Source organism: Halorussus aquaticus (assembly GCF_024218795.1).
Classification (GTDB): Archaea; Halobacteriota; Halobacteria; order Halobacteriales; family Haladaptataceae; genus Halorussus; species Halorussus aquaticus.
Map to the genome: position 1 here is coordinate 1007867 of NZ_CP100400.1, position 26406 is coordinate 1034272.

25 protein-coding genes and 1 tRNA gene are annotated in these 26406 nt (G+C 65.5%); 13 read left to right on the plus strand and 13 right to left on the minus strand.

Translation table 11 applies throughout. The features are described from left to right. Positions 1 to 20: 20 nt before the first annotated feature. Together NGM06_RS05250 and thsB are read right to left on the minus strand one after the other, a co-directional pair. Positions 21 to 1022: an ornithine cyclodeaminase family protein gene (locus NGM06_RS05250; RefSeq protein WP_254269265.1), complete on the minus strand. Its 1002-nt coding sequence runs from the start codon at positions 1020 to 1022 to the stop codon at positions 21 to 23. Positions 1023 to 1242: 220 nt separating this feature from the next. After that, on the minus strand, positions 1243 to 2901 hold the full coding sequence (gene thsB, locus NGM06_RS05255) for a thermosome subunit beta (protein WP_368410462.1): 1659 nt from the start codon (positions 2899 to 2901) through the stop codon (positions 1243 to 1245). Between the two features lie 443 nt (positions 2902 to 3344). On the opposite strand from thsB, the gene NGM06_RS05260 reads away from it, so the two are divergent. From NGM06_RS05260 to NGM06_RS05290, 7 genes are all read left to right on the plus strand, one after another. Beyond that, the gene (locus tag NGM06_RS05260; protein WP_254269267.1) at positions 3345 to 4547 is read left to right on the plus strand and encodes a substrate-binding domain-containing protein; all 1203 of its coding nucleotides are present in this window, start codon (positions 3345 to 3347) and stop codon (positions 4545 to 4547) included. 176 nt (positions 4548 to 4723) lie between these two features. Then, positions 4724 to 5857 carry a phosphate ABC transporter permease subunit PstC gene (pstC, locus tag NGM06_RS05265; protein WP_254269268.1) on the plus strand — a complete coding sequence of 378 codons (1134 nt, stop codon included), beginning with the start codon at positions 4724 to 4726 and terminating at the stop codon, positions 5855 to 5857. Continuing rightward, complete coding sequence (gene pstA, locus NGM06_RS05270; protein WP_254269269.1) at positions 5854 to 7488, plus strand: phosphate ABC transporter permease PstA; 1635 nt, start codon at positions 5854 to 5856, stop codon at positions 7486 to 7488. Before pstC ends, pstA begins: the two co-directional genes overlap by 4 nt. Beyond that, positions 7485 to 8501, plus strand: a complete 1017-nt coding sequence (pstB, locus tag NGM06_RS05275) for a phosphate ABC transporter ATP-binding protein PstB (RefSeq protein ID WP_254269270.1) — start codon at positions 7485 to 7487, stop codon at positions 8499 to 8501. Before pstA ends, pstB begins: the two co-directional genes overlap by 4 nt. 5 nt (positions 8502 to 8506) lie before the next feature. Beyond that, entirely contained in the window at positions 8507 to 9529 is a 1023-nt protein-coding gene (locus NGM06_RS05280) for a phosphate signaling complex PhoU family protein (RefSeq protein ID WP_254269271.1), read from the plus strand. Positions 9530 to 9645: 116 nt separating this feature from the next. After that, positions 9646 to 9987, plus strand: a complete 342-nt coding sequence (locus NGM06_RS05285; RefSeq protein ID WP_254269272.1) for a DUF8070 family membrane protein — start codon at positions 9646 to 9648, stop codon at positions 9985 to 9987. A gap of 107 nt (positions 9988 to 10094) precedes the next feature. After that, positions 10095 to 10712 carry a hypothetical protein gene (locus NGM06_RS05290; protein WP_254269273.1) on the plus strand — a complete coding sequence of 206 codons (618 nt, stop codon included), beginning with the start codon at positions 10095 to 10097 and terminating at the stop codon, positions 10710 to 10712. 42 nt (positions 10713 to 10754) lie between these two features. On the opposite strand, the gene NGM06_RS05295 is transcribed toward NGM06_RS05290, so the two are convergent. The 6 genes from NGM06_RS05295 to NGM06_RS05320 all read right to left on the minus strand — a co-directional run bounded on the left by NGM06_RS05295 (position 10755) and on the right by NGM06_RS05320 (position 14504). Beyond that, complete coding sequence (locus NGM06_RS05295; protein WP_254269274.1) at positions 10755 to 11297, minus strand: hypothetical protein; 543 nt, start codon at positions 11295 to 11297, stop codon at positions 10755 to 10757. A gap of 412 nt (positions 11298 to 11709) precedes the next feature. Continuing rightward, a tRNA-Ser gene (locus NGM06_RS05300) sits at positions 11710 to 11791 on the minus strand. Positions 11792 to 11928: 137 nt separating this feature from the next. Continuing rightward, positions 11929 to 12108 carry a DUF7981 family protein gene (locus tag NGM06_RS05305; RefSeq protein WP_254269275.1) on the minus strand — a complete coding sequence of 60 codons (180 nt, stop codon included), beginning with the start codon at positions 12106 to 12108 and terminating at the stop codon, positions 11929 to 11931. A gap of 52 nt (positions 12109 to 12160) precedes the next feature. Then, positions 12161 to 12541, minus strand: coding sequence for a Rid family detoxifying hydrolase (locus NGM06_RS05310; RefSeq protein ID WP_163523201.1), 381 nt, complete (start codon positions 12539 to 12541; stop codon positions 12161 to 12163). 45 nt (positions 12542 to 12586) lie between these two features. Further along, positions 12587 to 13798 carry a threonine ammonia-lyase gene (gene ilvA, locus NGM06_RS05315; protein ID WP_254269276.1) on the minus strand — a complete coding sequence of 404 codons (1212 nt, stop codon included), beginning with the start codon at positions 13796 to 13798 and terminating at the stop codon, positions 12587 to 12589. Between the two features lie 313 nt (positions 13799 to 14111). Beyond that, positions 14112 to 14504, minus strand: coding sequence for a gamma-glutamylcyclotransferase family protein (locus NGM06_RS05320; RefSeq protein ID WP_254269277.1), 393 nt, complete (start codon positions 14502 to 14504; stop codon positions 14112 to 14114). Between the two features lie 168 nt (positions 14505 to 14672). On the opposite strand from NGM06_RS05320, the gene NGM06_RS05325 reads away from it, so the two are divergent. Next, positions 14673 to 16037, plus strand: a complete 1365-nt coding sequence (locus NGM06_RS05325; protein WP_254269993.1) for an MATE family efflux transporter — start codon at positions 14673 to 14675, stop codon at positions 16035 to 16037. A gap of 78 nt (positions 16038 to 16115) precedes the next feature. Here NGM06_RS05325 and citZ read toward each other — a convergent pair whose 3' ends face one another. Further along, entirely contained in the window at positions 16116 to 17255 is a 1140-nt protein-coding gene (gene citZ / locus NGM06_RS05330) for a citrate synthase (protein WP_254269278.1), read from the minus strand. Positions 17256 to 17368: 113 nt separating this feature from the next. On the opposite strand from citZ, the gene NGM06_RS05335 reads away from it, so the two are divergent. After that, positions 17369 to 18586 (plus strand): potassium channel family protein, encoded by a 1218-nt coding sequence (locus NGM06_RS05335; RefSeq protein WP_254269279.1) that lies wholly within the window; start codon positions 17369 to 17371, stop codon positions 18584 to 18586. Positions 18587 to 18747: 161 nt separating this feature from the next. Here the strand turns inward: NGM06_RS05335 and NGM06_RS05340 are convergent, their stop codons facing one another. Next, positions 18748 to 19041, minus strand: a complete 294-nt coding sequence (locus tag NGM06_RS05340; RefSeq protein WP_254269280.1) for a DUF7536 family protein — start codon at positions 19039 to 19041, stop codon at positions 18748 to 18750. A gap of 240 nt (positions 19042 to 19281) precedes the next feature. Between NGM06_RS05340 and NGM06_RS05345 the strand changes: the two genes are divergently transcribed. Beyond that, positions 19282 to 19578, plus strand: a complete 297-nt coding sequence (locus NGM06_RS05345) for a hypothetical protein (RefSeq protein ID WP_254269281.1) — start codon at positions 19282 to 19284, stop codon at positions 19576 to 19578. A 153-nt stretch (positions 19579 to 19731) separates the two neighbouring features. On the opposite strand, the gene NGM06_RS05350 is transcribed toward NGM06_RS05345, so the two are convergent. Further along, the gene (locus NGM06_RS05350; protein WP_254269282.1) at positions 19732 to 20691 is read right to left on the minus strand and encodes a twin-arginine translocation signal domain-containing protein; all 960 of its coding nucleotides are present in this window, start codon (positions 20689 to 20691) and stop codon (positions 19732 to 19734) included. Positions 20692 to 20915: 224 nt separating this feature from the next. Here NGM06_RS05350 and NGM06_RS05355 point away from each other — a divergent pair, with 224 nt between their 5' ends. Together NGM06_RS05355 and NGM06_RS05360 are read left to right on the plus strand one after the other, a co-directional pair. Continuing rightward, entirely contained in the window at positions 20916 to 21872 is a 957-nt protein-coding gene (locus NGM06_RS05355; protein ID WP_254269283.1) for a succinylglutamate desuccinylase/aspartoacylase family protein, read from the plus strand. A gap of 3 nt (positions 21873 to 21875) precedes the next feature. After that, positions 21876 to 23075 carry a pyridoxal-phosphate dependent enzyme gene (locus NGM06_RS05360; protein ID WP_254269284.1) on the plus strand — a complete coding sequence of 400 codons (1200 nt, stop codon included), beginning with the start codon at positions 21876 to 21878 and terminating at the stop codon, positions 23073 to 23075. 132 nt (positions 23076 to 23207) lie between these two features. On the opposite strand, the gene NGM06_RS05365 is transcribed toward NGM06_RS05360, so the two are convergent. Beyond that, positions 23208 to 24506 carry a tRNA(Ile)(2)-agmatinylcytidine synthase gene (locus NGM06_RS05365; protein ID WP_254269285.1) on the minus strand — a complete coding sequence of 433 codons (1299 nt, stop codon included), beginning with the start codon at positions 24504 to 24506 and terminating at the stop codon, positions 23208 to 23210. A gap of 149 nt (positions 24507 to 24655) precedes the next feature. Here NGM06_RS05365 and NGM06_RS05370 point away from each other — a divergent pair, with 149 nt between their 5' ends. Then, entirely contained in the window at positions 24656 to 25615 is a 960-nt protein-coding gene (locus tag NGM06_RS05370; RefSeq protein ID WP_254269286.1) for a transcriptional regulator, read from the plus strand. Between the two features lie 150 nt (positions 25616 to 25765). Here the strand turns inward: NGM06_RS05370 and NGM06_RS05375 are convergent, their stop codons facing one another. After that, positions 25766 to 26023, minus strand: coding sequence for a glutathione S-transferase N-terminal domain-containing protein (locus NGM06_RS05375; protein ID WP_254269287.1), 258 nt, complete (start codon positions 26021 to 26023; stop codon positions 25766 to 25768). Positions 26024 to 26406: the final 383 nt, after the last annotated feature.

Here is a 26406-nt window from a genome sequence, read left to right on the forward strand (position 1 = left end):
TACGAGTTCGCTGACGCCGATTACTTGGTCTCGGTCTCGGTGCCGATGAGGTCGAAGGGGTAGCCGTTGTCGTTGTCGTCGGCGTGTTCGTAGACGACGTGAGCGGCCGCCACGTCCTGAATGGCGAGACCGGTGGAGTCGAACACCGTGATGCCGTCCTCGCCGGTTCGACCCTCGACGTCACCGACCACGATGTCGCCGAGTTCGCCGTAGATGTCGTCGTCGGTCAGGACGCCCTCGTGGTACGGGACGTTGATTTCTCCCGAGTGAGTGGTCTGGGCGTGGTCGTCGATGACCAGTTTCGAGTCGAGCAGAATCTCGTCGGCGAGTTCGTGCTTGCCCTCGGCGTCGGCACCCATGGCGTTGACGTGGGTGTGTTCGCCGATGGCCTCGCGCGAGACGATGGGGTCCTCGACCGGCGTCACCGTCGAGAGCACGTCACACTGTGCGGCCTCCTCGATGGACCCGGCGCGAACGTCGAACTCGTCCTCGAAGTACGCGATGAAGTCCGCGACGCGCTCCTCGTCGAGGTCGCTGACGACGACCTCCTCGATGGGGCGGACCTTCGAGATGGCCTCCAGTTGGGTGTACGACTGGACGCCCGCGCCGATGATGCCCATCGTGGTGGCGTCTTCGACCGCGAGGTGGTCGGTGGCGACGGCGGCGGCCGCGCCGGTCCGCTTCATCGTCAACTCGGTGCCGTCCATGATGGCCAGCGGGAAGGCGTTCTCGGGGTTCGAGTAGACCATCGTGCCCATCACGGTCGGCAGGTCGTAGTCCTCGGGGTTGTCCGGGTGGACGTTGACCCACTTGATTCCGGCCGCGTCCCAGTCCTCGGCTTCGAGGTAGGCGGGCATCGACCGGAAGTCCCCGTTGTACTGCGGCAGGTCGATGTAGGACTTCGCGGGCATCTGGGCGTCTCCGCGAGCGTACGCGGCGAACGCGTCCTCGACGGCCCGGATGACCTCCTCCATCTGCGTGTTCTCGTCTACGGCGTCCCGATTGAGCAGGAGCGTCTCCATACGAGAGAGATTCGACCGCCCGCACTATAAAGTACCTAAAACCATCGAATCGCGCAAGATTGCTGTGCGAAACGAGAACGGTGGAATCGGCTCGGAAGAAGCAGGAACTCGGTCGAAAATACACGAGCAGTTCGACGTAGCGTCGGACGGTGCGCGGGAGTGGTCAGCGGGAGGCGTCGAGCGTAGCTCGACGGTCTACGGAGTTCGGTAGTGGCCGAACTTACATCGCGCCGCCCATGCCGCCCATACCGCCCATGCCGCCCATGCCACCGCCGGGGCCGCCTGCCTCGTCGTCACCCTTGTCGGTGGACAGGTCACCGGCGGAGATGATGTCGTCGATCTTGAGGACGAGGTTCGCGGCCTCGGTGGCACTGGAGACGGCCTGCTCCTTGGCGTGAGCAGGCTCGACGACGCCCGCGTCGAGCGTGTCGACCACGTCGCCGCTGTGGACGTTCAGCCCGGCGCGCTCGTCGCCGTTCTCGTGGGCCGAGCGCAGGTCCACGAGCGTGTCGATGGAGTCGAGACCCGCGTTCTCGGCGAGGACGCGCGGGACGAGTTCGAGGGAGTCAGCGAAGGCTTCGACGGCCAGCTGTTCGCGGCCGGAGACGGAGTCGGCGTAGTCGCGGAGGCGACGGGCGACTTCGACTTCGATGGCACCGCCGCCGGAGACGACGCGGCCGTCCGAGACGGTCTGGGCCACGACGTCGAGGGCGTCGGTGACGCCGCGTTCGAGTTCGTCGACCACGTGGTCGGTCGAACCGCGGAGCAGGAGCGTGACGCCGTGACTGTTCTCGCCTTCGACGTAGAACAGTTCGTCGTCGTCGTCGCGGCTCACGTCGCCGTGGCCGAGGTCCTCGGCAGTCGCGCTGTCGAGGTCCGAGACGACGTTCGCGCCGAGGACTTCCTTGAGGAAGCCGACGTCGCTCTTCTTCACGCGGCGGACCGCGAGGATGCCTTCCTTGGCGAGGTAGTGCTGGGCCATGTCGTCGATGCCCTTCTGGCAGAAGACGACGTCCGCGCCCGTCTCGACGATCTTATCGACCTTCTCGCGGAGCTGCTGTTCCTCTTGGTCGAGGAAGTTCTGGAGTTGGTCGGGGTTCTCGATGTTGACGCTGGTGTCGACGTCGGTCTCCTCGATTTCGATGGCCTCGTTGAGCAGGAGAACGTCGGCGTCGGCCACGCTCTTGGGCATGTTGTCGTGGACGGGGTCCTTGCTGATGACTGCGCCCTTGAGCAGTTCCGAGTCACCGGCCGAGCGACCGGTCTGGGTCTCGGTCTTGAGGTATTCGAGGTCCACCGTGCCGTCGACGGTGACCTGCTGGACCGCGTCGACGATAATCTGGCTGAGGCGCTCCTTGTTGAGTTCGGCGCCCTTGCCGGTCATCGAGGTCTCGGCGACCTTCCGGAGGAGTTCCTCGTCCTCGGTGTCGACGTTCTCGGAGACGTTGTCGATCTCCTCGCGGGCCTTCTCGCTGGCGAGGTGGAAGCCCTTGATGATGGCGGTCGGGTGGATGTCCTGTTCGAGGAGGTCCTCGGCGTTCTTGAGGAGTTCGCCCGTGACCGCGACGGCCGTCGTGGTGCCGTCACCCGCTTCGTCCTCTTGGGTCTCGGCGACCTCGATGATCATCTCGGCCGTCGGGTTGTCGATGTCCATCTCCTTGAGGATGGTCACGCCGTCGTTGGTGATGGTCACGTCGCCCATCGAGTCGACGAGCATCTTGTCCATCCCTTTCGGTCCGAGTGTCGAACGCACCGCGTCCGCGACTGCGCGGGCGGCGGTGATGTTGTGTTCCTGAGCGTCTTTGTCCTTGACGCGCTGGGACTCCTCGGACATTACGATCATCGGCTGGCCTTGCATTCGCTGTCCTCGCTGACTCATAGTACGTCCGAAGATATGATTGTGCTTCTATATAAACCCTTTCTTCCAAGCCAATTGGTAACACGGAGTAACGTTGTGCCGCCGGTTCGGAAATCGACGCGCAGAAACTCGGTACCCCGCGAACATCTGGGAATAGTTCGCAAAGAACCGCCGCCGGGACGACCGGTTACTCCGCGGGGGTTTATACGCTAAGACTCCGACTCACGCGGTCGATTCGACCGCGAACTTCCTCGATACGGGAGAAGTCCGGCGGAACGACTCGGCGTCCGATTCGAGAACACTCGCCGTCTCGTCGGCCCGGAGTAGGGACATGTCCGAAGAGCTATGTAGACTCTCCATGGGTCCTGTTCACATGGCCTTCGATATGTCGGCTATTACCGGCCCGTGTCGATATATTCTGAAATTATAAGGCTACTTAATCTAGTTCGAGGTCTCATTACCTGATGACGTCTGACCAAGGCCGACAGTCCGAGGACGTATCGCGCCGGATGTTCCTGCTCGCGTCTGGTGCAGGTGCGACGACCGCGCTCGCTGGTTGCTCGGGGAGTTCGAACGACAGCGCCGAAACGACCACGTCGGGTACCGACGACTCCGGGAACGAAGACTCCGGAAACGCGACCACTCAGAGCGAGGAGACCCAGCAGTCCGGCGGGATGGACACGTCGATGCTCAGCGCCGAGGGGTCCTCGACGGTGTACCCCATCTCGAACAAGGGCAGTTCGTACTGGAACTCCAACGCGCCGCCGAGCGACGGCGAGTACTGGGGGTCGTCCAGCGAGGGCACCGTCCCCGGGTGGGACGAGATTAAGACCGACAAGCGTCTCGCCGACTACTTCGCGGGCCTCTACGGCTTCGAATCCACCGGTAAGCAGGCGAACCCGCCGTTCCCCACGACGGTCGGCCTGAGCCACTCCGGGACCGGGTGTAAGTCGGTCCGCGACGGTCTCGTGGACATCGGCAACTCCTCGGGTCCCATCACGGCCGAACTCGGCATCAGCGAGAAGAAAGCGAAGGAGAACTACGTCGACCACGTCGTCGGCCGCGACGGCCAACCGGTCGTCGTGAGCAAGGACATCTGGGACGCTGGCGTCCAGAAACTCACCGGCGAGCAGATCAAGAAGATCTACCAGAACGAGATCACCAACTGGAAGGAGGTCGGCGGTCCCGACAAGGAGATCTACTGCGTCGGCCGCGCCGAAGGGTCGGGGACCGACACCGCGTTCCGCCTCAACATGCTCGGCGACGCCGAGGCACCGATGCAGGGCGTGGACACTCGGAAGGGTCAGAACCAGCAGGTCAAGACCGTCGTCCAGCAGAACGAAGGTGCTATCGCGTACATGGCGCTCGCGTTCACCGGCAAGCAGGTCAAGCCGATCGCCATCGAGTTCGACGGAACCACGTACAAACCGGACAAGAGCGCGAGTCACACCATCTTCGACAGCGACTACCCGCTCAACCGGGACCTCCACATGTACACGAAGAAGACCGACGAACACCCCAACGGAGTGGACAAGCGCGAGGCCGCGTTCATCAACATGTTCCTGACGACGTTCGGGCAGAAGGTGTTCGTGGAGTCGAACAACTACATCCCGCTCCCGACGAAGGACATCGAGAAGGAGAAGGCGAAACTCCCCGATCAGGCGTAGGGGACACCGTCGGCCGTCGCTCGACGAGAACCGACGTTCCGGAACGCGCGAGGCGTCCCGCGACGCAGGTTGCCAGTTCGTGGACGAGTCTCACGAAACGACGGCCGACAGGGTGACTCGCCGCCGGTGTGGCGTTCCGCGTTCCGTTTTCGATTACACTACCGACACTACACAAAATGGCATCCGTGACTGAAGCTGACTGGACTGGCGTACGCGAGGCGTTCCAGCGAAAGCTGACCGAGGCCCGCACGTTCGTCGAAGACACCGAGAGAACCGCGCTCGCGGCCGGTGCCGTGGGGTCGCTGGCGCTGCTGGCCACGTTCGTCGGATTCATCGTGACCTCGCCCCTGACGGTGGTGGCGTTCCTCACGTTCCTGCTCGCCGTCGGCTACGGCTGGTTGCGCCACCAAGCGACGACCGCACACGCGCTCACGCTGACGATGACCGTCTCGACGCTCCTCATCTTGGGACTCATCACGGTGTTCATCTTCGCGGAAGCGTGGCCCGCCTTCGAGTACGCGACCGTGGAGGTGTACGGCGTGGGCGTCCCCGGTCTGGGTCTGTTCACCCAGACCGTCTGGGACCCGGTGACGACCGAACAGTTCTCGCTGGTCCCGATGATTCACGGGACGGTTGTGGTGACCCTCATCGCGACGCTCGTGGCCGGACCGCTCGGCGTCGCGGCCGCGCTGTTCATCAGCGAGGTCGCCCCGCCGACGGTCCGCGAACTCGTCAAACCCGGCGTCGAGATTCTGGCCGGGATTCCCTCCATCGTCTACGGCTTCATCGGGTTCACGATTCTCAGTCCGTGGGCGAGCGACCAGTTCGAACTCGTCGGACAGGGGACGTACCTCTTCGTCGGCATCGTGGTCGGCCTGATGTCGCTCCCGACGGTCGTCTCGGTGGCCGAGGACGCCCTCAACAGCGTGCCCGAGTCGATGAAGAGCGGGTCGCTCGCGCTCGGGACGACCGACTGGCAGACGATGTCGTCGATAACCCTCCCGGCCGCGTTCTCCGGCGTCTCGGCCGCCGTCCTGCTGGGCGTCGGCCGGGCCATCGGCGAGACGATGGCCGCGACGGTGATGCTCCGCAACAGTCCGGCGCTCCCCGACCCGATTTACAACGTCTTCTACGGGTACGAGACCCTCACGTCGCTCATCGCCGCCCGGTACGGCAACGCTCACGGTCTCCAGTTCAACGCACTGTTCGCGGCTGGCGTCGTCCTGTTCGTCACCGTCCTGTTCCTCAGCGTCGGCTCGCAACTGATAGAGAAACGCATGCGCCGGAAACTCGGAGGTGGCGACCGATGAGCAGCCTCACGCAGGACGATCGCGGTACCCTCGTCCGCGAGGGGACCTCCACGCTGGAGGGGGTCGCGGCCGCCGCGGTCGGTCTCTCGGCGCTGCTGTTCGCACTGGGACTGACGGCGCAGTTCGAGATACTCGCGATAACCGACTCGGTCGGCGGCGTCCCGGTGCCGACGGTACTCGGGGCGCTGCTCGCGCTCCTCGGCGTCTCGGTGGTCGGCTTCGGCCTCGGTTCCCGCGTCGGCGTTGTCGCGACGGACCCGCAGGCCGACGCCGGACTGGTCGCTGCGACGGCGTTCGCCGGAATCTGGTTCGTCGTCGGCGGACTGGTCGGCTCCCAGACGCTCGGTCTCGGTCCCGCGGGCTGGCTGGCGGTCGCGCTCCTCGCCGCCGGGGTCGCGTTCGCGACGACGGTGATTCCGCGCGAGGACGTCGGCTCGACGCTCCCGGCGGGCGCGCTGGCGATACTCGCGGGTCTCGTCTTCCTCACGGGGACTATCGGTCTAGACTGGTCGTGGCCGCTGGGGTCGCTCCGGGCGACGCTGTTCCCCGCCTTCGTCGTCCCGACCGTCGTCCAGTTCTGCGCGCTGGTCACCGGTTGGTCGGCCGCGAAAGCGTACGGCGGCTTCGGTGCGCGCGGCCGTCACGTCGGCGCTCACGTCCTCCTCTATCTCAACGCGCTCGCCATCGTCGCCGTCCTCGTCGGACTGGTCGCCTTCGTGACGGTCAAGGGACTGCCGGGGCTGTTCGAGGGCGTCACGGTCGCGCTCGGCGCTGGCCCGGCGACGACGATAGCGCTCTTCGGCAGTAGATTCACCATCGTCTGGCCGGTCTCGTGGCCGTTCCTCACCAACGGCGTCTCGCTGTTGGCCGACGTGGACGGCGTCCTCCCCGCAATCGTCGGCACGGTCTGGTTGGTCGTCGGCGCGGTGCTGTTCGCGGTCCCGCTGGGCGTCGGCGCGGCGATATTCCTGAGCGAGTACGCCGACGAGGGCCGGTTCACCGAGGTCATCGAAATCGCGACGAACGGACTGTGGAGCACGCCCAGCATCGTCTTCGGACTGTTCGGCTACGCGTTCCTCGTCCCGCGGTTCGGCGGCCAGAAGTCGCTGCTCTCGGGCATGCTCACGCTGGGGTTCATGCTCCTCCCGCTGGTCGTCATCACGGGTCGAGAGGCGATGCTCTCGGTGCCCGACGAGTACCGCGACGCCAGCGCCGCGCTGGGCGTCACCAAGTGGCAGACCATCCGGAGCGTCGTCCTCCCTGCCGCGCTCCCCGGCGTCGTCACGGGCGTCATCCTCGGCGTCGGCCGCATCGCGGGCGAGACGGCACCCATCCTGCTGACGATGGCGGGCGGCACGTTCGTCCCCGGCAGCCAGACCGCCGACGTTATCGGCGGCTTCGAGTTCACCGCCACCCCGCCGTTCGTGACGAATCCGGAACTCCTGCAGGCGACGAGCGCGCTCCCCTATCAGGTGTACGCGCTCGTCACGGCGGGCGTGCAGGGGCCGTCGCTCGACAACCCCGACAACTTCGCGTGGGGGCTGGTGCTGGTGTTGCTCGCGGTCGTGCTGTCGTTCTACGCGGTCGGCATCGCCACTCGATACTACTTCCGCAGAAAGCTCGAACAATGACAGAAACCACCACGACATCCACCTCCCGAACCGACAGCAGTACCGAAGAGTCGCCACGGACCGACGACGACGTCTCGGCGTCTGCCTCGGCTCCGGCGTCGGCCTCGACGTCGGCGTCAGCGTCAGCCTCGACCTCGGCCTCCGATTCCGCCTCGACTACCACGACGGGCGAGTCCGAGGAGCGGGTCCGCGAGGCGTGGTCGGACTACGAGTTCGACGGCGCGCCGAAACTCTCGGTCGAGGACCTCGACGTGTTCTACGGCGACGACCACGCGCTCGAAGGCGTCTCCATCGACGTTCCCGAGGACAGCGTCACGGCGCTCGTCGGCCCGTCAGGCTGTGGGAAATCGACGTTCCTGCGGTGTCTGAATCGGATGAACGACCGCATCAACTCGGCGCGGGTCGAGGGGTCGGTCGAAATCGACGGCGAAGAGATTTACCAAGACGGCGTGAACCTCGTGGAACTCCGCAAGCGCGTCGGCATGGTGTTTCAGGCACCCAATCCATTCCCGAAGTCCATCCGGGACAACATCGCCTACGGACCGCGCAAGCACGGCGACATCGACGACGGACTGCTCGACAGACTCCTCGGCCGGGCCGACCCCGACAAGGAGGACGAACTAGTCGAGCGGTCGCTCCGACAGGCCGCGCTCTGGGACGAGGTCAGCGATCGACTCGACGACAACGCGCTCGGCCTCTCCGGTGGCCAACAGCAGCGCCTCTGCATCGCGCGTTGCCTCGCGGTGGACCCGGAAGTCATCCTGATGGACGAACCCGCCTCCGCCTTGGACCCCATCGCCACCGCCAAAATCGAGGACCTCATCGACGACCTCTCGGAGGACTACACGGTCGTCATCGTCACGCACAACATGCAGCAGGCCGCCCGCATCTCCGACCAGACCGCCGTCTTCCTCACCGGCGGCGAACTGGTCGAGTACGGCGAGACCGACCGGATATTCGAGAACCCCAACAGCCAGCGCGTCGAGGACTACATCACCGGGAAGTTCGGGTGATCCCGATGAGCAGTTCGACAACTGACACCGAAATCTCCCGGAAGGTGCAGTCGGTCGGCGGGTCGTCGTTCACGGTGTCGCTCCCGAAAGCGTGGGCGACCGACCACGGTCTCGAAGCCGGAAACGAGGTGTACCTCTACCCCCACGAGGACGGGACGCTGATACTCCGGACGTGCGAACGCGGCGACGGAACCGACGCCCCCGACGTGTCGGTCGGGCACCTCTCGGGGGACCGACTCCAGTGGGTGGTGTACGCCCTCTACGTCGCGGGCGGGGACCGCTTCACGCTCCGCACGGACGACCGATTCACGTCGGCCGAGCGCCGGGCGATGACCACCGCCGGGAACGACCTCATCGGACTGGAGGTCGCCGACGAATCGACCGACAGCGTCACCTTCCGAAGCATGCGACGCTCCGGGAGTCTCTCCATCGGCCAGACGGTGTTGAACCTGCGCTACGTCGCGCTCTCGATGCACCGCAACGCGACGAGCGCCCTCCTCGACGGCGACGACGACCGGGCCCGCGAGGTCCTCCGGCAACCCGACGACGTGGACCGCCAGTTCGCGTTCGTCAATCGGTGCGTCGAGCGCCGCGTCGGCCTGCCGCGAGGCCCGAACCGCCCGGACGTTGACCGCCGGACCGCGCTGGATTACTACGCCATCGCCCGCGAACTCGAAGGCGTCGCGTCGGCCGCCGAGCGCGTGGCGACCGTCGCGCTGGAACTGGACGACCCGCCGACCGGAGCGGCCGAGGCCCGCCTGTCCGACTACGCCCGCCGCTCCCGGCGGGTGGTCGAGCGAGCGGTCGAGGCGACCATCGACGGCCGCGCGCCCGAGACCGCGTACGACGCGCTCGACCAGCGCGAGACGCTCGCCGAGGAGTTCGACCTGTTGGCGCGACCCTCGTTCGACGCGAGCGAGGCGGACCCCTACTACGCGGCGCTGGTACTGGAGGCGCTGGACCGGACGGCCGACCACGGCGCTACGGTCGCCCGGCGTGCGCTCAAGATGGGACTCCGCACGCCGTAGCACCGTCTCGTTTTCACGCCGTTCGGCCGGTCTCGATACGATTGGGCGTTCCCGATAGAGTTCCGCCGCGACACGTCCGGAGAAAGGATTATGTAAGTGTCTGACGAACCACAGGTATGGATTGGGCGTTCCTCGCTCGATTCCTCGGACAGTACACGATTCTGTTCGGGGGCGGAACGGTTGGCGTCGCGTACCTCCTCCCGAACCCGGTGGGACCGTACGCGATACTGGCAACTATCGCTGTCGGTCTGCTCCTCATCGGGCGGTCCGCCCTCGACGGCGGCGGCGGTGCCCCGATGTCGGGCGGCAGTCCGGCCGGGTCCGCGTACGGACTGAGCGGGGGTAGCGACGGCGTGTTCGCTCCCCGGGAATCCGACGAACCGCTCGGGGCGGGTCTGCTGTTCTACGCCATCGGACTGGTCGGGTTCGGCGTCGCCGCGCTGGTGACGCTGCTCTGAACGCGCTCGGACCGTCTGCGTCTCTCTCAATACTGGCTCCCTACTGTGGTCTCTGCGCTCTAAAGGGGCCACAATGCTTTTTATACGCGCTCACCGATTCGTAGCGTATGATTGACAGGATTCTCGCTTTGGGGATGTGTCTGCTCGTTCTGCTGGCGGTTCCCGGCACGTCGACGGCCACCGATAGTGACGGAGATGGGCTGAGCGACGAGTCAGAACGCGACTACCAGACGAACCCGAACGAACGGGACACCGACGGAGACGGTCTCAGCGACGGCCGTGAGGTCCACGAGTTCCATACGAATCCTGACGAGGCCGACGACGACGGTGACGGACTCACGGACAGAGCCGAACTCGAACGCCACGGCACAGACCCCGGACTCGCCGACACGGACAACGACGGACTCCTCGATGGCCACGAGATGGCGCTCCCGACGAACGCGAGCGAGCGCGATACCGATGCGGACGGGTTGACCGACCAGCGAGAACTGACTTTGGGGACGAATCCGACGACCGGAGACACTGACGACGACGGTGTTCGCGATGCCCGCGAACTAACGCTGAACCTCGACCCGACGGCGAGTGACACCGATAGGGACGTGTTCGGAGACGGAACGGAGGTCGCTCTCCCCTTCGATGCGACGGACCGATTCACACCGTGGGGGTTCCTTCTCGGGGGCGCTCTACTTCTCCTTGCGGGCACCAAATATTGGAGAGACGAGTGAACCCCGGAGACCGGTGTTCACCGAGTATTGCGACTCCGCTACCTACTGTTCGACGTAGTAGAGTTCCACGGAGTCACCGTTGTTGACGAGGTTACCGTCCACGCATCCGGCGTCGAACGGTAGCGTAATCGTGTCACCGTATCCGACGGTGTCAGATTTGAACGTGTACGTCGTCGAGCCACTGTTGTAGGCTCCGAGATAGTGGAAGCGGTCCTCGCTGTCCTCGTAAAACAGGGGGAGCGTTTCCGACGGGATGGAGAACTGGTCGCCGGACTGGACGATTACGGAGTCGTGTTCGAAGACCTGTCCCATTCCTCCGTCTGCCAAGTAGCGGAATCCGATAGTGTCACCGTCGACGTAGTGGCCGTCGATGCCGTTCAATTTGCTCGGCAACTCGACGGTATCACCGTACGCAACGGTGTCGGACTTGAACTGCCAGCTAGACGAACCGCTACTATCGAGGTTCTTGAGGTACTGGATTTCGTCGTCGCTCTCCTCGAACCAGAGGAACTGGCTGTAGTCTTTGACCGATACGCTTTCGCCGGTCGTCGCGATGGTGGAGTTGTGTCGGTAGTTCTCTGCCATGGTTGGGGACCATTCTGATGCAGTTGTCGGACGGTTCGACCTGCCGCCTGCGTCAGGGCGGCAGCATGTTGGTAGTTTGACGTATTGATAATAGGCTTTGTGGGTGGTGGAGTTTGTGGGTGCAGACACACGAAGCGGCTCTTAGTTCACTCTCGGCGTTCAGAATCTCACGCTTACGTCGGCCGAACAGCGATAGGACACTACCAACCGCTCGAACCACTCGTCGGCACGAATGGTTCACGGCACAGTTGCCTACCTCGCCGCCGAGCGTCACGCGGTCCCACGACGACTCGAAGTGTCCGCGACGTACTCGACCGACCGCATCTCTGCGCGCGACCGCTGTTCGGTCGCCGCAAAAGAGCCTCCCGGCACTACCGAAGATGAGACTGGGCGTCGGTAACTCGCTCGAAAACGCCGGGACTGGGATTTGAACCCAGAACCCCGTAAGGGGACACGCTTTCCAGGCGTGCGCTTTGCCATTCGGCCATCCCGGCCCGGCCGAACGTAGTTCCGTCCGGCGCTTAAACCCTTCCCTTCACGTCGGGCGACTGCCGACGCCCACGCCCGACCCGGTCGTCGGCATCCCCTGTGCGTGTCACGCCTCTCTGCCGTCCGCGCTCGGAGCGCCGTCCTACCCGAACAGGCGTCCCTCGGCCAGATACGACAGTCCCGTCGCGCCGACGCCGACGGCGAGGGCCGCGCCCGCTTTGACCGCCGGGGAGTAGCGATACCCCGTCGCCAGTTCGTACCCCTGAAGCGCGACCAGAAAGGCGAGGACGCCGACCAGTCCCCAGAGGACGCTGGCTTTCACGCGAGGTCGTACGACGATTTCTCGGAGGGACACGGGTACTCGGCGACCCGCCTCAGTCGTTGGTGGCGATGGCTTCGATTTCGACGCCGACGCCCTTCGGGAGGTTGCCCGCTTCCACCGCGCTCCGGGCGGGCGGATTGTCTTGGAAGTACTCCTTGTAGGCCTCGTTCATCTCGTCGAAGTCGTCGATGTCGTCGAGGAACACCGTGACCTTCAGCACGTTCTGCATCGTCAGACCCTCCTCTTCGAGGATGGCCTTGACGTTCTCCAGACTCTGGCGGGTCTGGACCGCTATCTCCTCGTCGTCTAGCAGGTCGCCGTCGGGCGTCATCGGAATCTGGCCCGCCGTGAACACCATGTCGCCGTTGGTCGTCGCCTGACTGTACGCGCCGACCGCCTCCGGCGCGTCCTGCGTGCTGATGATTCGCTTCATACCAGTTTGTTCGGGTCCGGTAACTTAAGTGTGGGCGAGAGCGTCCTACGCCAGTACCTCGACGTCGAACCCTTCTTCCCGGAGCGCCGAGAGCAGAGTCTCGACGTGGTCGGGACCGCGGGTTTCGAGGTCTAACTCGACCTCCGCGGCGTTCATCGCGATGTCTCTGGAGGTGCGGTCGTGCTGGATGCCGTAGATGTTCGCCCGCTGCTCTGAGATGACGTCGATGAGGTCGTCGAGCGCGCCCGGTCGGTCCTTGAGGACGGTCCGAATCTTCACGTACCGGCCGGTCTCGACCAGTCCGCGCATGACGACCGTCGTGAGAGTGTTCATGTCGATGTTGCCGCCCGAGAGGACCGGGACGATGACCTCGTCCTCGTCGTACTCGATAGCGTCCGAGAGGAGCGCCGCCAGCGGCACCGCGCCAGCGCCCTCCACGAGCGTCTTGGCGCGTTCGAGCAGGTGCGTGACCGCCACGGCGATTTCGGAGTCCGAGACCGTGACGACCTCGTCCACGCGTTCGTCGATGACCTCGAACGTCTTCCCGCCGACGCTCCGGGTGGCGATGCCGTCCGCGATGGTGTCCACGGAGGCGAGCGTGTGGACCTCGCCTTTCCGGAGCGACTGGGCCGCACTCGACGCGCCGTCGGCCTGCACGCCGACGATTCTGGCCTCGGGTTTCTGCTGCTTGATGGCGGTCGCGACGCCCGCGATTAGCCCGCCGCCGCCGATGGGGACGACCACCGTGTCCAGTTCCGGGAGGTCTTCGACGATTTCGAGACCGATGGTCCCCTGTCCGGCCATCACCATCTCGTCGTCGAAGGCGTGGACGTACGTACGTCCCTCCTCGCGCTCTATCTCGTGGGCCTTCTCGGACGCCTCGTCGTAGTCGTCGCCGTGGAGGACGACCGTCGCGCCGTAGTCGCGGGTCGCCTTTATCTTCGAGATGGGCGCGTTCTCGGGCATCACGATGGTCGAGTCCACGCCGCTCTTGGTCGCGGCCAGTGCGACGCCCTGCGCGTGGTTGCCCGCACTGGCGGTGACGACGCCCGCGGCCTTCTCCTCGTCGGAGAGAGTCGCGATGCGGTTGGTCGCGCCCCGAATCTTGAACGACCCAGTGCGCTGGAACGTCTCCAGTTTCAGGTGGACCTCCGCGCCGGTCATGTCCGAGAACGTGTGCGAGTAGTCCAGCGGCGTCCGCCGGTCGGTCTCCTCGACCCGCGCCCGGGCGTCGAGAACGTCCGAGAGGTCAATCATACCGTGAACTACTCTCGGTATCTCTTTAACCCTTTATCAACTCCACCCCGGACTACCGGACGCTGGCGGTCTGCCTCTCGTCTCCAATCGAGACCGCTGGACGCCGACGGACGGTACTCTTCGGAGTTGGAACAGGGGGAAAGGGGGGAAGTAGGCGCGAAGCGTGTGACGCGCAGTTGATGCGTGTCACGGCAGACACTTAAAGCCCCGGTGGACGGAGTGAAAGTAAAAACCGAAAGAAGGCGTCGCCATACCCCTGATGTCTGACGGGCGGCACACGCGATTGTCAGACGTAAAGCTGACGGCCGTTTGCTCACTCGCGCGAGCGGAGGACGACCCCGTTCTCGCGGACGAAGCGTCGGACTCGCTCCGGGAACGACCCCCGTCCGGGCCACTCGGTGTCCGCTCCGAGCGAGTCCGGGTCGCCGACGTAGACGGCGACCGCCGCGTCGCTCTCGGGGGCGTCGCGCGGAACCGACACCCGGACGTACAGTCCGGTCTCGACACCCTCGTACGCGTCCAGCGCTTCGATTTCCTTCGTGCGGAGGACGCGCCCGGACACTGTCCCGCCGGGCGCGAGCGTGGGGTACCTCCCGTCGACGCGGTGGAGACCGTGGAGGGTCGCTTCACCGAGGAACTCGTGCGCCGAGACGACGCTCGCGACTCGTTCGGGGTGGGTCAGCGTTCCGTAGACGAAGACGTCCATGTACTGTCCTCCGGCGGTGACCGCCTAACGTTTTCTCAACGGACCCTCGGATTCGCTCGTTCCGGTACACTCAAACCGTCACCGGCGGACGAGAGATGCATGGTCGAGTCCGTCCGCACTCGCCTGTTCGCCGTCTGGCGGCGCGTCCTCTCGCTATCGTGGCCCGTCATGGCCGAGCAGACGCTCCGGACGCTGATGCGGACGACCGACATCGTGGTCACGGGCCTGTTCTCGCCCGCCGCGGTCGCGGCCATCGGACTCGCGGACCTCTTCGCTCGACTGCCCCTCCGCATCGGTCTCGGACTCGGGAGCGGAGCCATCGCGCTGTCGAGTCAGGACACCGGTGCGTCGAAGACGAACCGAGCCTCCGACGCCGATGCCGACGGAGACACCGGCAGCGACGCCACGGCGAACCGCGACGAGGCCATCACGCAGGCCATCGTCGTCGGGATTCTGGCCGGACTCCCCTTCATCCTCTTCGGCCTGTTCGCGGGCGAGGCGGCCATCGCCGCGCTTGGGGCACCGCCGGGCGTCGCCGAGATGGGCGGCACCTACCTCGCGATTATCTTCGCCACCGCACCGGCGCGCCACGTGGCGCTCATCGCCGCGCGCTCGCTGCAGGGCACCGGAGACACCCGGACGCCGATGTACGTCAACGTCGTCTCGAACCTCCTCAACATCGTCGGCACTGTCGCGCTGGGACTGGGCGTCGGTCCTGCGCCTCGACTCGAAATCGTCGGCGTCGGCGTCGCCACCGCGTTCGGCAACCTGTTCACCGCGGTCGCACTGCTCGCGGCCATCCGCGGCCCGTGGGCCGCCGCGTCGTTCGCCCGGCCGACCGACACCACCATCGCCAAGCAACTGCTCGAAGTCAGCGCGCCCAGAATCGCGGAGGGTCTCGCTGCGACCGTCGCGGAGTTCCCGTTCAACGCCATCCTGCTGTCGTTCGGCACCGAGGTCAACGCCGCCTACCAGATCGGCCGCCGGATGCACCAGCAAGTGACGAGTCCGCTCTCGCGGGGGTACCACGTCGCCGCGAGCGTGGTCGTCGGGCAGGCGCTCGGCGCGGGCGACCCCGACCGCGCCCGGTTCGACGGGTGGGCGAGTTCGGCGCTCGGTCTCGTGACGGTCGGCACCATCGGTCTCGCGCTGTTCTTCGGTGCCGAGCAGTTCGTCCGCCTGTTCACCGACGACCCCGCGACCCTCGAATACGCGGCGGACTTCGCCCGCGTCTACGGTCTCGCCTCGCCGTTCCTCGTCGTCTACGTCGTCCTCTCGGGGGCCTTGCAGGGCGGGAGCGACACCCGAACGCCCTTCGTCGCGCGGACCACGGGGATGTTCGGCTTCATGGTCGGGTTCTCGTGGCTGTTCGGCGTCCGACTCGGCTACGGCGTCGAGGCGGTCTACGCGGGCATCGTCCTCTACTTCGTCTGGTCGCTCCTCGTCGTGGCGGCGGGATTCCGCTGGGGCGGGTGGGCCGCGAAGGCGGCCGCGATGATGGAGGAACGAGGGAGCGTGGAGGAAGCGTCGTGAAGGGAACTGAATCGCTCTGGAGTGCCGGAGTTAGACGACTCGATAACCGCGAAAGAAAAGGCGGCGACAGTTACGATTCTACCGCTCGTCGATGGGAACCCAGTCCTCCTGCTTCGACCCGGTGTACTTCGCGCGAGGCCGAATCAGGCGGTTGTCGTCGTACTGCTCCAGCACGTGGCCGATCCACCCGCCGACCCGCGACATGGCGAAGATGGGGGTGTAGAGGTCGATGGGGATGCCCATCTGGTAGTAGGTCGAGGCCGAGTAGAAGTCCACGTTCGGCGCGAGACCCTTCTCGTCTCGCATGTACTCCTCGATTTCGACCGACATCTCGTACCACTTGGTGTCGCCCGCGGCCTCGCCGAGTTCCTCGCTCTTCTCGCCGAGAATCTTGGCGCGGGGGTCCTTGACGTTGTAGACGCGGTGGCCGAAGCCCATGATGCGGTCGCCGCGGTCGAGGGCGTCGTCCACCCACGTCTTGGTGCCCTTGCCGCTCTCGTCTATCTCCTTCAGCATCTTCATCACGTTCGCGTTCGCGCCGCCGTGGAGCGGTCCGGCGAGGGTACCGACCGCGCTCGTGATGGCGCTGTGCAGGTCCGACAGCGTGGAGGACGTGACCATCGAGGAGAACGTCGAGGCGTTCAGACCGTGGTCGGCGTGGAGAACCAGCGCCATGTCGAACGTCTCGGCCAGCACCTCGTCGGGTTCCTCGTCGTTGAGCATGTAGAGGAAGTTCTCGGCGTGGCCGAGGTCCTTACGCGGTTCGACGGGGTCGTTCCCGTTCCGGATGCGCTTGAACGCCGCGACGAGGGTCGGGACCTTCGCGGTGATGCGCCGTCCCTTCCGGAGGTTGACCTCGCGGTCGGTCGGTTCGGCGTCGGCGTCCTCGGGGTCGTAAGCCGAGAGCATCGACACCGCGGTCCGGACCGCGGCCATCGGCTGTTCGTCGGCCTCGGCGAGCTTTCGGACGGTGTCGAGCACGTCCTCGTCGAGTTCTCGCTCCTCGGCCATCGACTCGGAGAAGTCGGCGAGTTCGTCACGTGTGGGGAGTTCGCCGTGCCAGAGCAGGTAAAGTACCTCCTCGTAGCTCGCGTTCCGGGCGAGATCTTCGATTTCGTATCCGCGGTAGATGAGGCGACCTTCGTCGCCATTGATGAAGCTGAGTCCTGATTCTGCGACGACGACGCCCTCCAGCCCTCTCTTGACCTCTTCTGACATACCCTGATACTTCTCGGCAAGACCGGAAAAGGATTATCTTTCGTTTCGGTCTCGCCGGATTCCCATCCAAAACCCTACGAACGTTTTTATCTGGAGGCGCACAACGTCGTCGTATGGAACCGTCCGGCGGCGATGTCGAGTACGAACCCGTCAGCGTCAAAGCGGTGCTGTCGGAGATGAAAGACACCGCCGAACTCCTCATCGACCTCTCGTTCTCCGCGGTCCTCAACGGGAGCGACGACATCGCTCGCGAGGTGCTGGAACTCGAAGCCCGGATGGACGTGCTCCAGCTACAGGCCCGGATGAGCCTGCTGATGGCCGCCAGAAGTCCGGAGGACGCCGAGCAGTTGGCTCCGGTCCTCGGGGTGGTCGGCGCGGCCGAGAAGATAAGCGACGCCGCGGGCGACATCGCCAAGGTCGTGCTGGAGGACATCGGCCTGCCCGACGCGATGCGGGCCGCGCTCCCCGAAGCGGTCGAGACGCTCGTCCGCGCCGAAGTCGCCGCAGACTCCGAACTGGCGGGCCGGACGCTCGGCGACCTCAACGTGGAAACCGAGACCGGCGTGCGCGTCATCGCCATCCGGCGCGCGGACGACTGGATAACCAACCCCGACCGAGCCACCGCGCTCGACGTCGGGGACACCGTCCTCCTCCGCGGTCCCGACGAGGGCATCGCCGACGTGTACCTACGCGCGACCGGCGAGCGATACGAACCCCCACAACCCCCCGAACCAAGCATCGAGGACCTCGAACGCGCCGTGGACTCCATCGTGCTGATGAAGAACATCAGCGAACTCGCTGTGGACCTCGCCTACGGGAGCGTCCTCTTCGACAGCGCCGAAGTCGCCGAGGAAGTGGTCGAACTCGAAGCCGAGGTGGACGCCCTCCAGTCCAGATTCGAGGCGTGGACCTTCCGCGCGGCGGCCCGCGTCGAGGACCCCATCTCGCTCCGGGGTCTCGTCCACCTCGCCAACGCGACGGAGGTCATCAGCGACGCCGCGGTCGAAATCAGCGAGGGCGTCCTGCGCGGACTCGGCACCCATCCCGTCGTGGAACAGGCCGTCGAGGAGAGCGACGAGGTCATCGTCCGCCAGACGGTCGCCCCCGGTAGCGAGTTCGACGGCGTGACGCTGGGCGACCGAGAGGTCAAGACCGAGACGGGGATGCGAGTCATCGCCGTCCGGCGTTCCAGAGACGGCGAACGCGAGTGGGTCATCCAACCCGGCCCGACGACGAAACTCGAGGCTGGCGACGTGTTCATCGCCAAGGGCACTCGGTCGGGCGCGGAACGTCTGGGTGAACTGACCGGGACCGAGTACTCGGTGGAGTGAGGACTTCGTCGGCCTCCGAGTACCCGTATTGCGCCTCGCCGCGAACGATCAGTAGTACGCCCGGCCGGTACGACTCCGAGAGGGGTTCCGGACGAGGACGCCGCCGATGAGGGACTGCTCCGGCGACTGCGTGCTGTCGAGGCCTCACGCCGAGGAGGGCCCTACTGACGGTCGTCCAGTCGCGGTCCGTCACGCGGCCCTTCCTCTTTCGCCAGTCGGTACGCCGAGACCAGCGTCAGCACCGTCGTCGCCAGCGCTCCCAGCGACGTGACGAGGACGAACGCGAGCGCCAGATAGTACGGCGTCGGCCGACGCGTCCCCGGCAGGAAGACGAACAGCGCGAGGACCGCCACCGTGAACAGCAGGCTGAAGGCGAACCCGCGGACGGCGTTCCGCCGGACGTTCAGCGCCGCCACGAAGTTGGCTCGCGGGCGCTCGGGGACGTTTCCGGACACGTTCGGAGATTGGGTCGGCCGAATGAAAGGCATAGCGGTTTGCAACGGTTGTCCCGGCACCTCGTCTGGCATCCTGTTTTACTTATCCCCACCGTATTAAACAGAGTAAATAGACTGTGGACATGATGGAGAAATTAATATAGGTTCAGTAGAAAAGGTATGGTGTAAGGGGAAATCACTATACCATGGACAAGGGGGAAGAAATTCACTATTTAAAATATCTCCGAAGAGACCTACGCTATGAGCGCGAATGAGTGCGAGAGTCCACAAAAACCCCGGAAAGAAAGTAACGCCCTTCGTGGAGTTCTAATCACTGTTGTTTTATACACTCTCATAGTTACGATAATCGCCAACTATTCTACTGACAGACTCGCCGACATAATTGTCGCAAACATAATTCTCGGAGGCTTACTGTTGTTCTTTATGCGAACCCACGCCAGAGAAGCGGACGGTCTCTCGGTATCACATTACCTCGTTGCGGTAGTCGTCCCTGCAATTGCGGGAACCGTCTACTACCTCCGAAATCAGCAGGAGTGATACGAACCAATTCGGACGTACTAGCACCATCGACTCCGCAGAACTTTCATTTCAGTACGTCTCTTCGCCCGTTTGCCGACGGGGAGACGGCCGTTCACCACATCGGACGGAAGCACGTTCCGCAGCGAATACGACCGAGAGCGCGAGGGGCGGTCAGGACGAGGAGTCGAAACTACATTTGTTCAGTTCGGTCTGTGCCTCCTTGGCCTTCTGTCGGGCGAGTTCCTTGTCGCCGTTCTTGGCGGCCGTCGCGCTCTCCTTGAACAGTCGCGCCCCGTCCGTCAGCACGCCAGTGTAACACGTTATCTTGGCGACGTCGGTCTCGACGCCACCGAGGTCGGTGTCGGCGTTTTCGAGTTCTCGGAACTTCGCGTCGGCCGTCTCGAAGTGTTTCTCGGCCTCGGCGAGTTGCTCGGCGGCGTCGGCGTACTGCCCGTTCTTGTACACTTCGAGCGCGGGCATGAAGTCCTGTATTCCCTTTATCATCGGCGCGAACCCGTCGAGCATCGTCTCGACGAGGTCGAGGCGGTCGCGGAACGTCGAGAGGTCGGTCTCGATGGCGTCGTAGGTTATCTGGTCGCTCTCGCTCAGCGCGTCACTGTCGATGTCGCCGAGCGCGCTCTCCATCTCGTCGGTGTGCGTCCGCACCTCGTCTAGCAGGGACTTCGCTTCGGTTACCTTCTCCAGCGCCGTGTCGTATCGGTCGCTCTGTACGTACGTATTGACGGTCGTAATCTTGTTGCTGAGTGAAACGTAGTCCTCGTACAACTTGGCCCGCTTCTTCTGATACTCGCCGACCTGTCGCAGCGTATCGACGTACGACTGCTGTTCGTCGGTGGCGTACTCCTCGGCCTCGTCCAGTTTCACGTTCGCTTTCTCGACGCGGGCCGTGACCGACGAGGGGTCGAACTCGTCCGGGACCTCCTCGTCGTCGCTCTCTACCTTCGACTGGATCTCGTCCAACGCCTCCGTGTTCTTCGATATCTTCTCTTCGGCGGCCGTGATTCGTTTCCCTGCTTTCTCGGGCTGGGCACCGTTTAGCACACCGGCACAACCGGCCAACGCCGACGCGCTGACGACACCGCTCGCACGGAGGAAGCCACGTCTGTCCATAATCGGACGGTTCGTTCTGGATACATAAGTTCTTGGGAATAACTGGTCGCTTACCGATCCGCGGCGACTCCTTTCCCGCCTCCGGGAGAGAGCCGTTTTCGACCGGTCCGACAGCGGCCGGTCGCCAGAGCGTGGTCGGAAACCGCCGTCGAAACGTTCGGGGGACTACTACGCGTTCGCCGAGACCGAACCGCTAAAGGGCGTGTAGCCGTCCGTTATGGGTAATGAAGGCGCTCGGAACGGCGAGTGCGGCCCCCGGGGAGATAGACACCGGGCGGTTGCAGGTGGGTGAAACGCGCGACGGAAGCGACTTCGGTCTCCCCGTCGCGGTCGTAAACGGAGCGGAGGACGGCCCGACGCTGTACGTTCAGGCGGTCAGCGACGGCGACGAACTGAACGGACTCGGCGTGATTCAGCGGGCGGTCCCCCAGATTCCGCCGGAGGACCTCTCGGGGACGGTTCTCGTGGTCGGCATCGTCAACTACCACGCGTTCCAAGTGGCCGAACACCGCAACCCCATCGACGACACCAAGATGAATCGCACTTACCCCGGCGACGAGTCGGGGACGTCCAGCGAGCGCATCTCGGCGGCCACCTTCGAGGCGGCGTCGCGCGCGGACCTGATTCTGGACCTGCATCAGGGTTCGACGAGTCAGATGCTCAACGAGGTCCGGGTGCGGTGCGGCCAGCGCCACCGCCTCCACGACGAGTGCCTCGAACTCGCCAAGGTGTTCGGGTGCGGCCACGTCCTCGACCAGAAGGGACCCGAGGGCCAACTCGCCCGCGTCGGCCCGGACGAGGGCATCCCGACCGTGGACCCCGAACTCGGCGGTTGCATCGGGTGGGACGAGGAGAGCATCCAGTACGGCGTCGAGGGCGTGTTCAACGTCCTGCGCTACTACGGGTTCCTCGACGGCGACGTGGACCTCGAACGCCAGACCCGCGCCACCGGATTCGACCGCTACGGGTCGCCCTGCGGCGGTCTCGTCCGGTTCCGGAAGGACCTCGGCGACGCGGTGGCGGTCGGCGACGTGATATTCGAGGTGACCGACCCCTTCGGCCAGTTGAAGGCCGAGGTGACCGCCGACGACTCCGGTCTCTTCTGGCGCTCGCGCCGACTGCCGCAGGTCGCGACGGGCGAGTACGTCTGTTCGGTCGGCACCAACGTAGACGAGTTCTGAGCCATGGCCGGTGATTCGCCGTCCGACCTCATCTGCCCCGACTGCGGCCGGACCTACGGCGCCGGACCGGACGAACCGTGGCGATGCGACTGCGGGCACCCGCTGGAGTTCGCCGACCGACCGCTTCCCGATGGCCCTGCGCCCAATTTCGGCGAGCTAGACACTCGAAAGGGACTCTGGGCCTTCGAGGAGTTCCTGCCGGTCTCCCGGCAGGTCACGCTCGGAGAGGGGTTCACGCCGCTACGGGACGCCTCCGGTTCGAGGTCGGAGGACGCCGACTCTGCCGACTGGGGCGAGAACGTCGAGTTCAAACTGGAGTACGTCTTCCCCTCGGGGAGTTTCAAGGACCGCGGCGCGACCGCCACTCTCTCGCGGGCCGCCGAGTTGGGCGTCGAGAGAGTCGTCGAGGACTCGTCGGGCAACGCCGGGGCCGCCATCGCGCAGTACGCCGCCCGCGCCGGTATCGACGCGGACATCTACGTCCCGGACGGGGTCAAGGAGTCGAAACTCGCGGCCATCGAGCGCGTCGGCGCGACCCCCGTCCGCGTCGAGGGCACGCGACAGGACGTGACCGACGCCTGCGTCGAAGCCGTCGAATCTGACGACGAAGCGGGCTGGTACGCCAGCCACGCGTGGAACCCGGCCTTCTTCGCTGGCACCGCGACGTTCGCCTTCGAAGTCGCGGCCCAGCGCGACTGGGAGGTCCCGGACGCCGTGGTCACGCCGCTGGGCCACGGCACGCTCTTCCTCGGTGCCTATCGCGGCTTCTCCGCCCTGAAGGAGGCGGGGTGGACCGACCGGATGCCGCGCCTGCTCGGAGCGCAGGCCGCCGGGTACGCGCCCGTCGCCGAGCAACTGCACGGAAGCGAGGCGCAAAGCGCCTCGAACAGTCGAGCGGGGAGGAACGACCCGCGAGACAGCGAGACGGGCGCGAGCAACGACGTGGCCGACGGTATCCAGATTCTCGACCCCGCCCGAGAGGACCAGATTCTCGACGCCATCGACGCCACGGACGGCGACGCTATCGCCCTCGACGCCGACCCCGTGGCGGACGCACTGGACCGCCTGCACCGCGGCGGGTTCTACGTCGAACCGACCTCGGCCGTCGCGCCCGCCGCGCTCGACGCGTACCGCGAGCGCGGGGTTCTCGACCCGGACGACGAGGTAGTGGTGCCCCTCACCGGGAGCGGACTGAAGTCGTGAGAACTCACTTCTCGGGGTGAATCGGCGCGCCGAACCCCGACCTTTTGCTGCGCGAGCGGCCGACGGCGCTCGCTTGCAAAACGTCGATGAAAAACCGCGTCACAGTCGTCTTGGAACCTCGCGCTTCCGGAGTCACTTCTCGGGGTGAATCGGCGCGTCGAACTCGCCCCGAATCAGCGGTTTGGCGATGTGCCTGCGGGCCTCCGGCGGCACCTCGTACCAACCGATTTCCAACTCTCGGTCCACCTCGCGCTCGACTTTCCCGTCCGCCGCCGTCTTGCAGTCCCGACACCGGTAGCCCTGTCCGGCCCCGGCGCTCTCCATCGACCGGCCGCAGTCCGGGCAGTCCGGCGTGACGAGTTCGGTGGCGTTCAGGTCGCGCACGGCGAACTTCTCCAGTTTGAGGGTCCCGTCCGAGACCTCCCCGCAGGCCGTGATTCGGTCGCCGGGTCGGAGGTCGCGCACCCGGTCGCGGAAGCGCTTGGTCGGTTCGAAGGCGGCGCATCTCAACGTCTCCCCTTCGTCTTCCAGCGAGAGGAAGACGTGGCCGCCGCGCCGGGTCTCGGGTTCCTCGGCGACCGTCCCCGTCACGCGGTATGCCCGGCCGTCCTCGACCGCCGAGAGGTCCCCGTCTCGGAGGTGCGCGTCGGTGCCCTGATTCGTCACGAACAGCGCCCGGCGAGAGACCGGTTCGCTCTCGATGGCTTCGGCGACTTCCCGGACGACCACGGGGTCGTCACCCCGGATGCCGTGGAGGATGGGACCCGGTGTGTGCGGGACGCAGACGAGTTCGCCCGTCTCGCGGTCCACGGTGTCCCACGCCTCGGGGTAAGCCGCAGTCGCGGCCTCGAAGACCGATTCGGCGTCCACGTCCCGGGGCGTCCCGACGCGTTCGGGGTCGCGGTACGAGATGCACTCGTAGGTCCAGTCGCCGCTCGGTTCGTCGTCCGCGCCGTCGGGTCCGCCGAAGGCCGACCACGCGCCGACCGCCGCCAACGCACCGATCTTCCCGCGCCCCATCTTCCACCCGGCGGCGCGGTAGCCCGCGGCCTCGATTCGCTCTTCGGCGGTCTCGACCGAGAGGTGGTCTCGGACCGCGTCGCGGGCGAACTCGGCGACCGCTTCCGGAACGTCGGCCGGGTCGCCCGGCGCGACGACGAGTCCGGGGTTCGTCCTCGGGTCGTCGGTCTCGGCGACGGCGGCGACCTCCTCGCGGGCGATTTCGAAGGCCTCGTCCGGGTCGGCGTCGGTGTGGATGGCGAGCGCGGCGTTCCCGCGCGTCTTGTGTTCGACGGCGGGGTTGAGCCGTACCAGTAGCTTGCGCTCTACGGCCGCGAACTCCGCCACGCGCTCGCCGATTCGGGCCGCGAGGTAGGTCGTACACATTCCGCGCTCCCGCGAATCGGTATCGTCGACGCCGATGACTGTCACTGCCGGACGTTGGGGCGTGTCGGATTAACGACTTTCGGAGCGCCGCGTCTTCCTTTATCAAGCTATCGCTCGCTACCCGGCCAATCGCAAGCAGTCGGCGGGTTAGCCTCAGCACAACGCATTTATAGGGGAATCACTTACATTGGGGTATGTCCCGGTCTGCACTGGTCGGGAACGTGACCGCGATGCTGGAAGACGCGGGGTTTCTCGTAAGCGACCGGTGCGCGATTCGACCCAAGAGCTTCGACGTGGCCGCGCGGCGCGGTCGCGACCTGCTCTTGCTGAAAATCCTGGCGAACGTAGACGCATTCGACGACGAGACAGGTCTGGAGATGCGGCGACTCGGGGATTACCTCAACGCGACCCCCGTCGTCGTCGGTCTCCGGACCCGCGACGAGGACTTAGAGCCGGGTGTCGTTTACTTCCGACACGGCGTTCCGGTCCTGAACCCCGACACCGCGTTAGAACTGTTCGTCGAAGGAATGCCTCCGCTGGTCTACGCCGCACCCGGCGGTCTCTACGTCAACATCGACGGCGACGTACTGCGCGACGAGCGCGAGGACCGCGACTGGAGCCTCGGCCGTCTGGCCTCCGAACTCGGCGTCTCGCGGCGCACCGTCTCGAAGTACGAGGACGGCATGAACGCCACCGTGGAGGTGGCGCTCGAACTCGAAGAGATGTTCGAGGGCGACCTCACCAGCCCCGTAGACGTCCTCGACGGGGCCGACGAGGTCCGCGAGGGCGACCCGACGCCGGAGGACCCCGAACCCGAGAGCGACGACGAGCGCATCGTCACGGTGCTGACCCGCGCCGGGTTCGAGGTCCACCCGACGATTCGCGCGCCGTTCAAGACGGTTAGCGAGGACGAGGACAGCCACGAGAACGTCCTGACGGGCCACTCGGCGTTCACCAAGGCCGCCGAGAAGCGCGCCCGCATCATGTCCTCCATCGGCGAAGTCGCCCGGACGCGCTCGGTCTACTTCGTGGACGAGGCCAAGCGCGACAGCGTGGACGGCACCGGACTGGTCGAGCGCGAGGAACTGGAGGACATCGACGACCCCGACGAACTGCGGAAGCTGATTCGGGAGCGCGGCGAGAAACCGGCCTGAACGGTCCGCGGTCGCATCCTCGATTCAATTCTCACGCGGAGTACGTCTGCGGCGGGAGTCGATTCGATGCCGGAGCCGATGCTCTACTGTCGAACTGATTCTGTGGCGAAAAAGCGCAGGTGTGGCGTCCGCTCCGATGCGACCCGCGACTCAGGCCGCGCCGTCGCCGTACGTCTCTTCGAGGTACTCCACGATGTCGTCGCTCTCGGGCATCCCTTCGACGCCGTTCTCCTTGTCTACCAGCACGGGCACGCCCGTCTGGCCGCTGACCTCCTCGACCTCGTCGCGCTCGGAGTGCGCGCTCGGGACCATGTGGGACTCGTAGTCGAGGTCGAGTTCGTCGAGTTTGTCTACGACTTTCGCGCAGTACGGACAGCCGTCGAGTTCGTACAGTTCGAGGTTCGCCATGTGTGTGGCTAGTCGCTTTACCGGGAAGAGCGTGGTGGTGCCGGAAGCGTGTGACGCGAACCGGGAATGCTGGACTCGTCTTGAGGGAGCTACTGCTGCTGGTGTCGGGACGGGATGACGAGACCAGATGGGGGAAGACCGCCAGCGCTAGCTACTGCCGACGCCGATGAGTACCGCAACCGCCCCGCACCGCGACCGCGGACCTCACGCCTCCCCAACCTCTTGCGTTGCTCACTTCGTTGCGCTACTCATCCCTCACGCGGATAGACGCGGCCACGAGGGCCGCGCCCGCACGCGCCGGACCCAGAGTTCTCACAGCGCCGGACCCAGAGTTCTCACAGCGCCGGACGTGTAGCGTCGTTGCCGAACGCGAAAAAGACGAA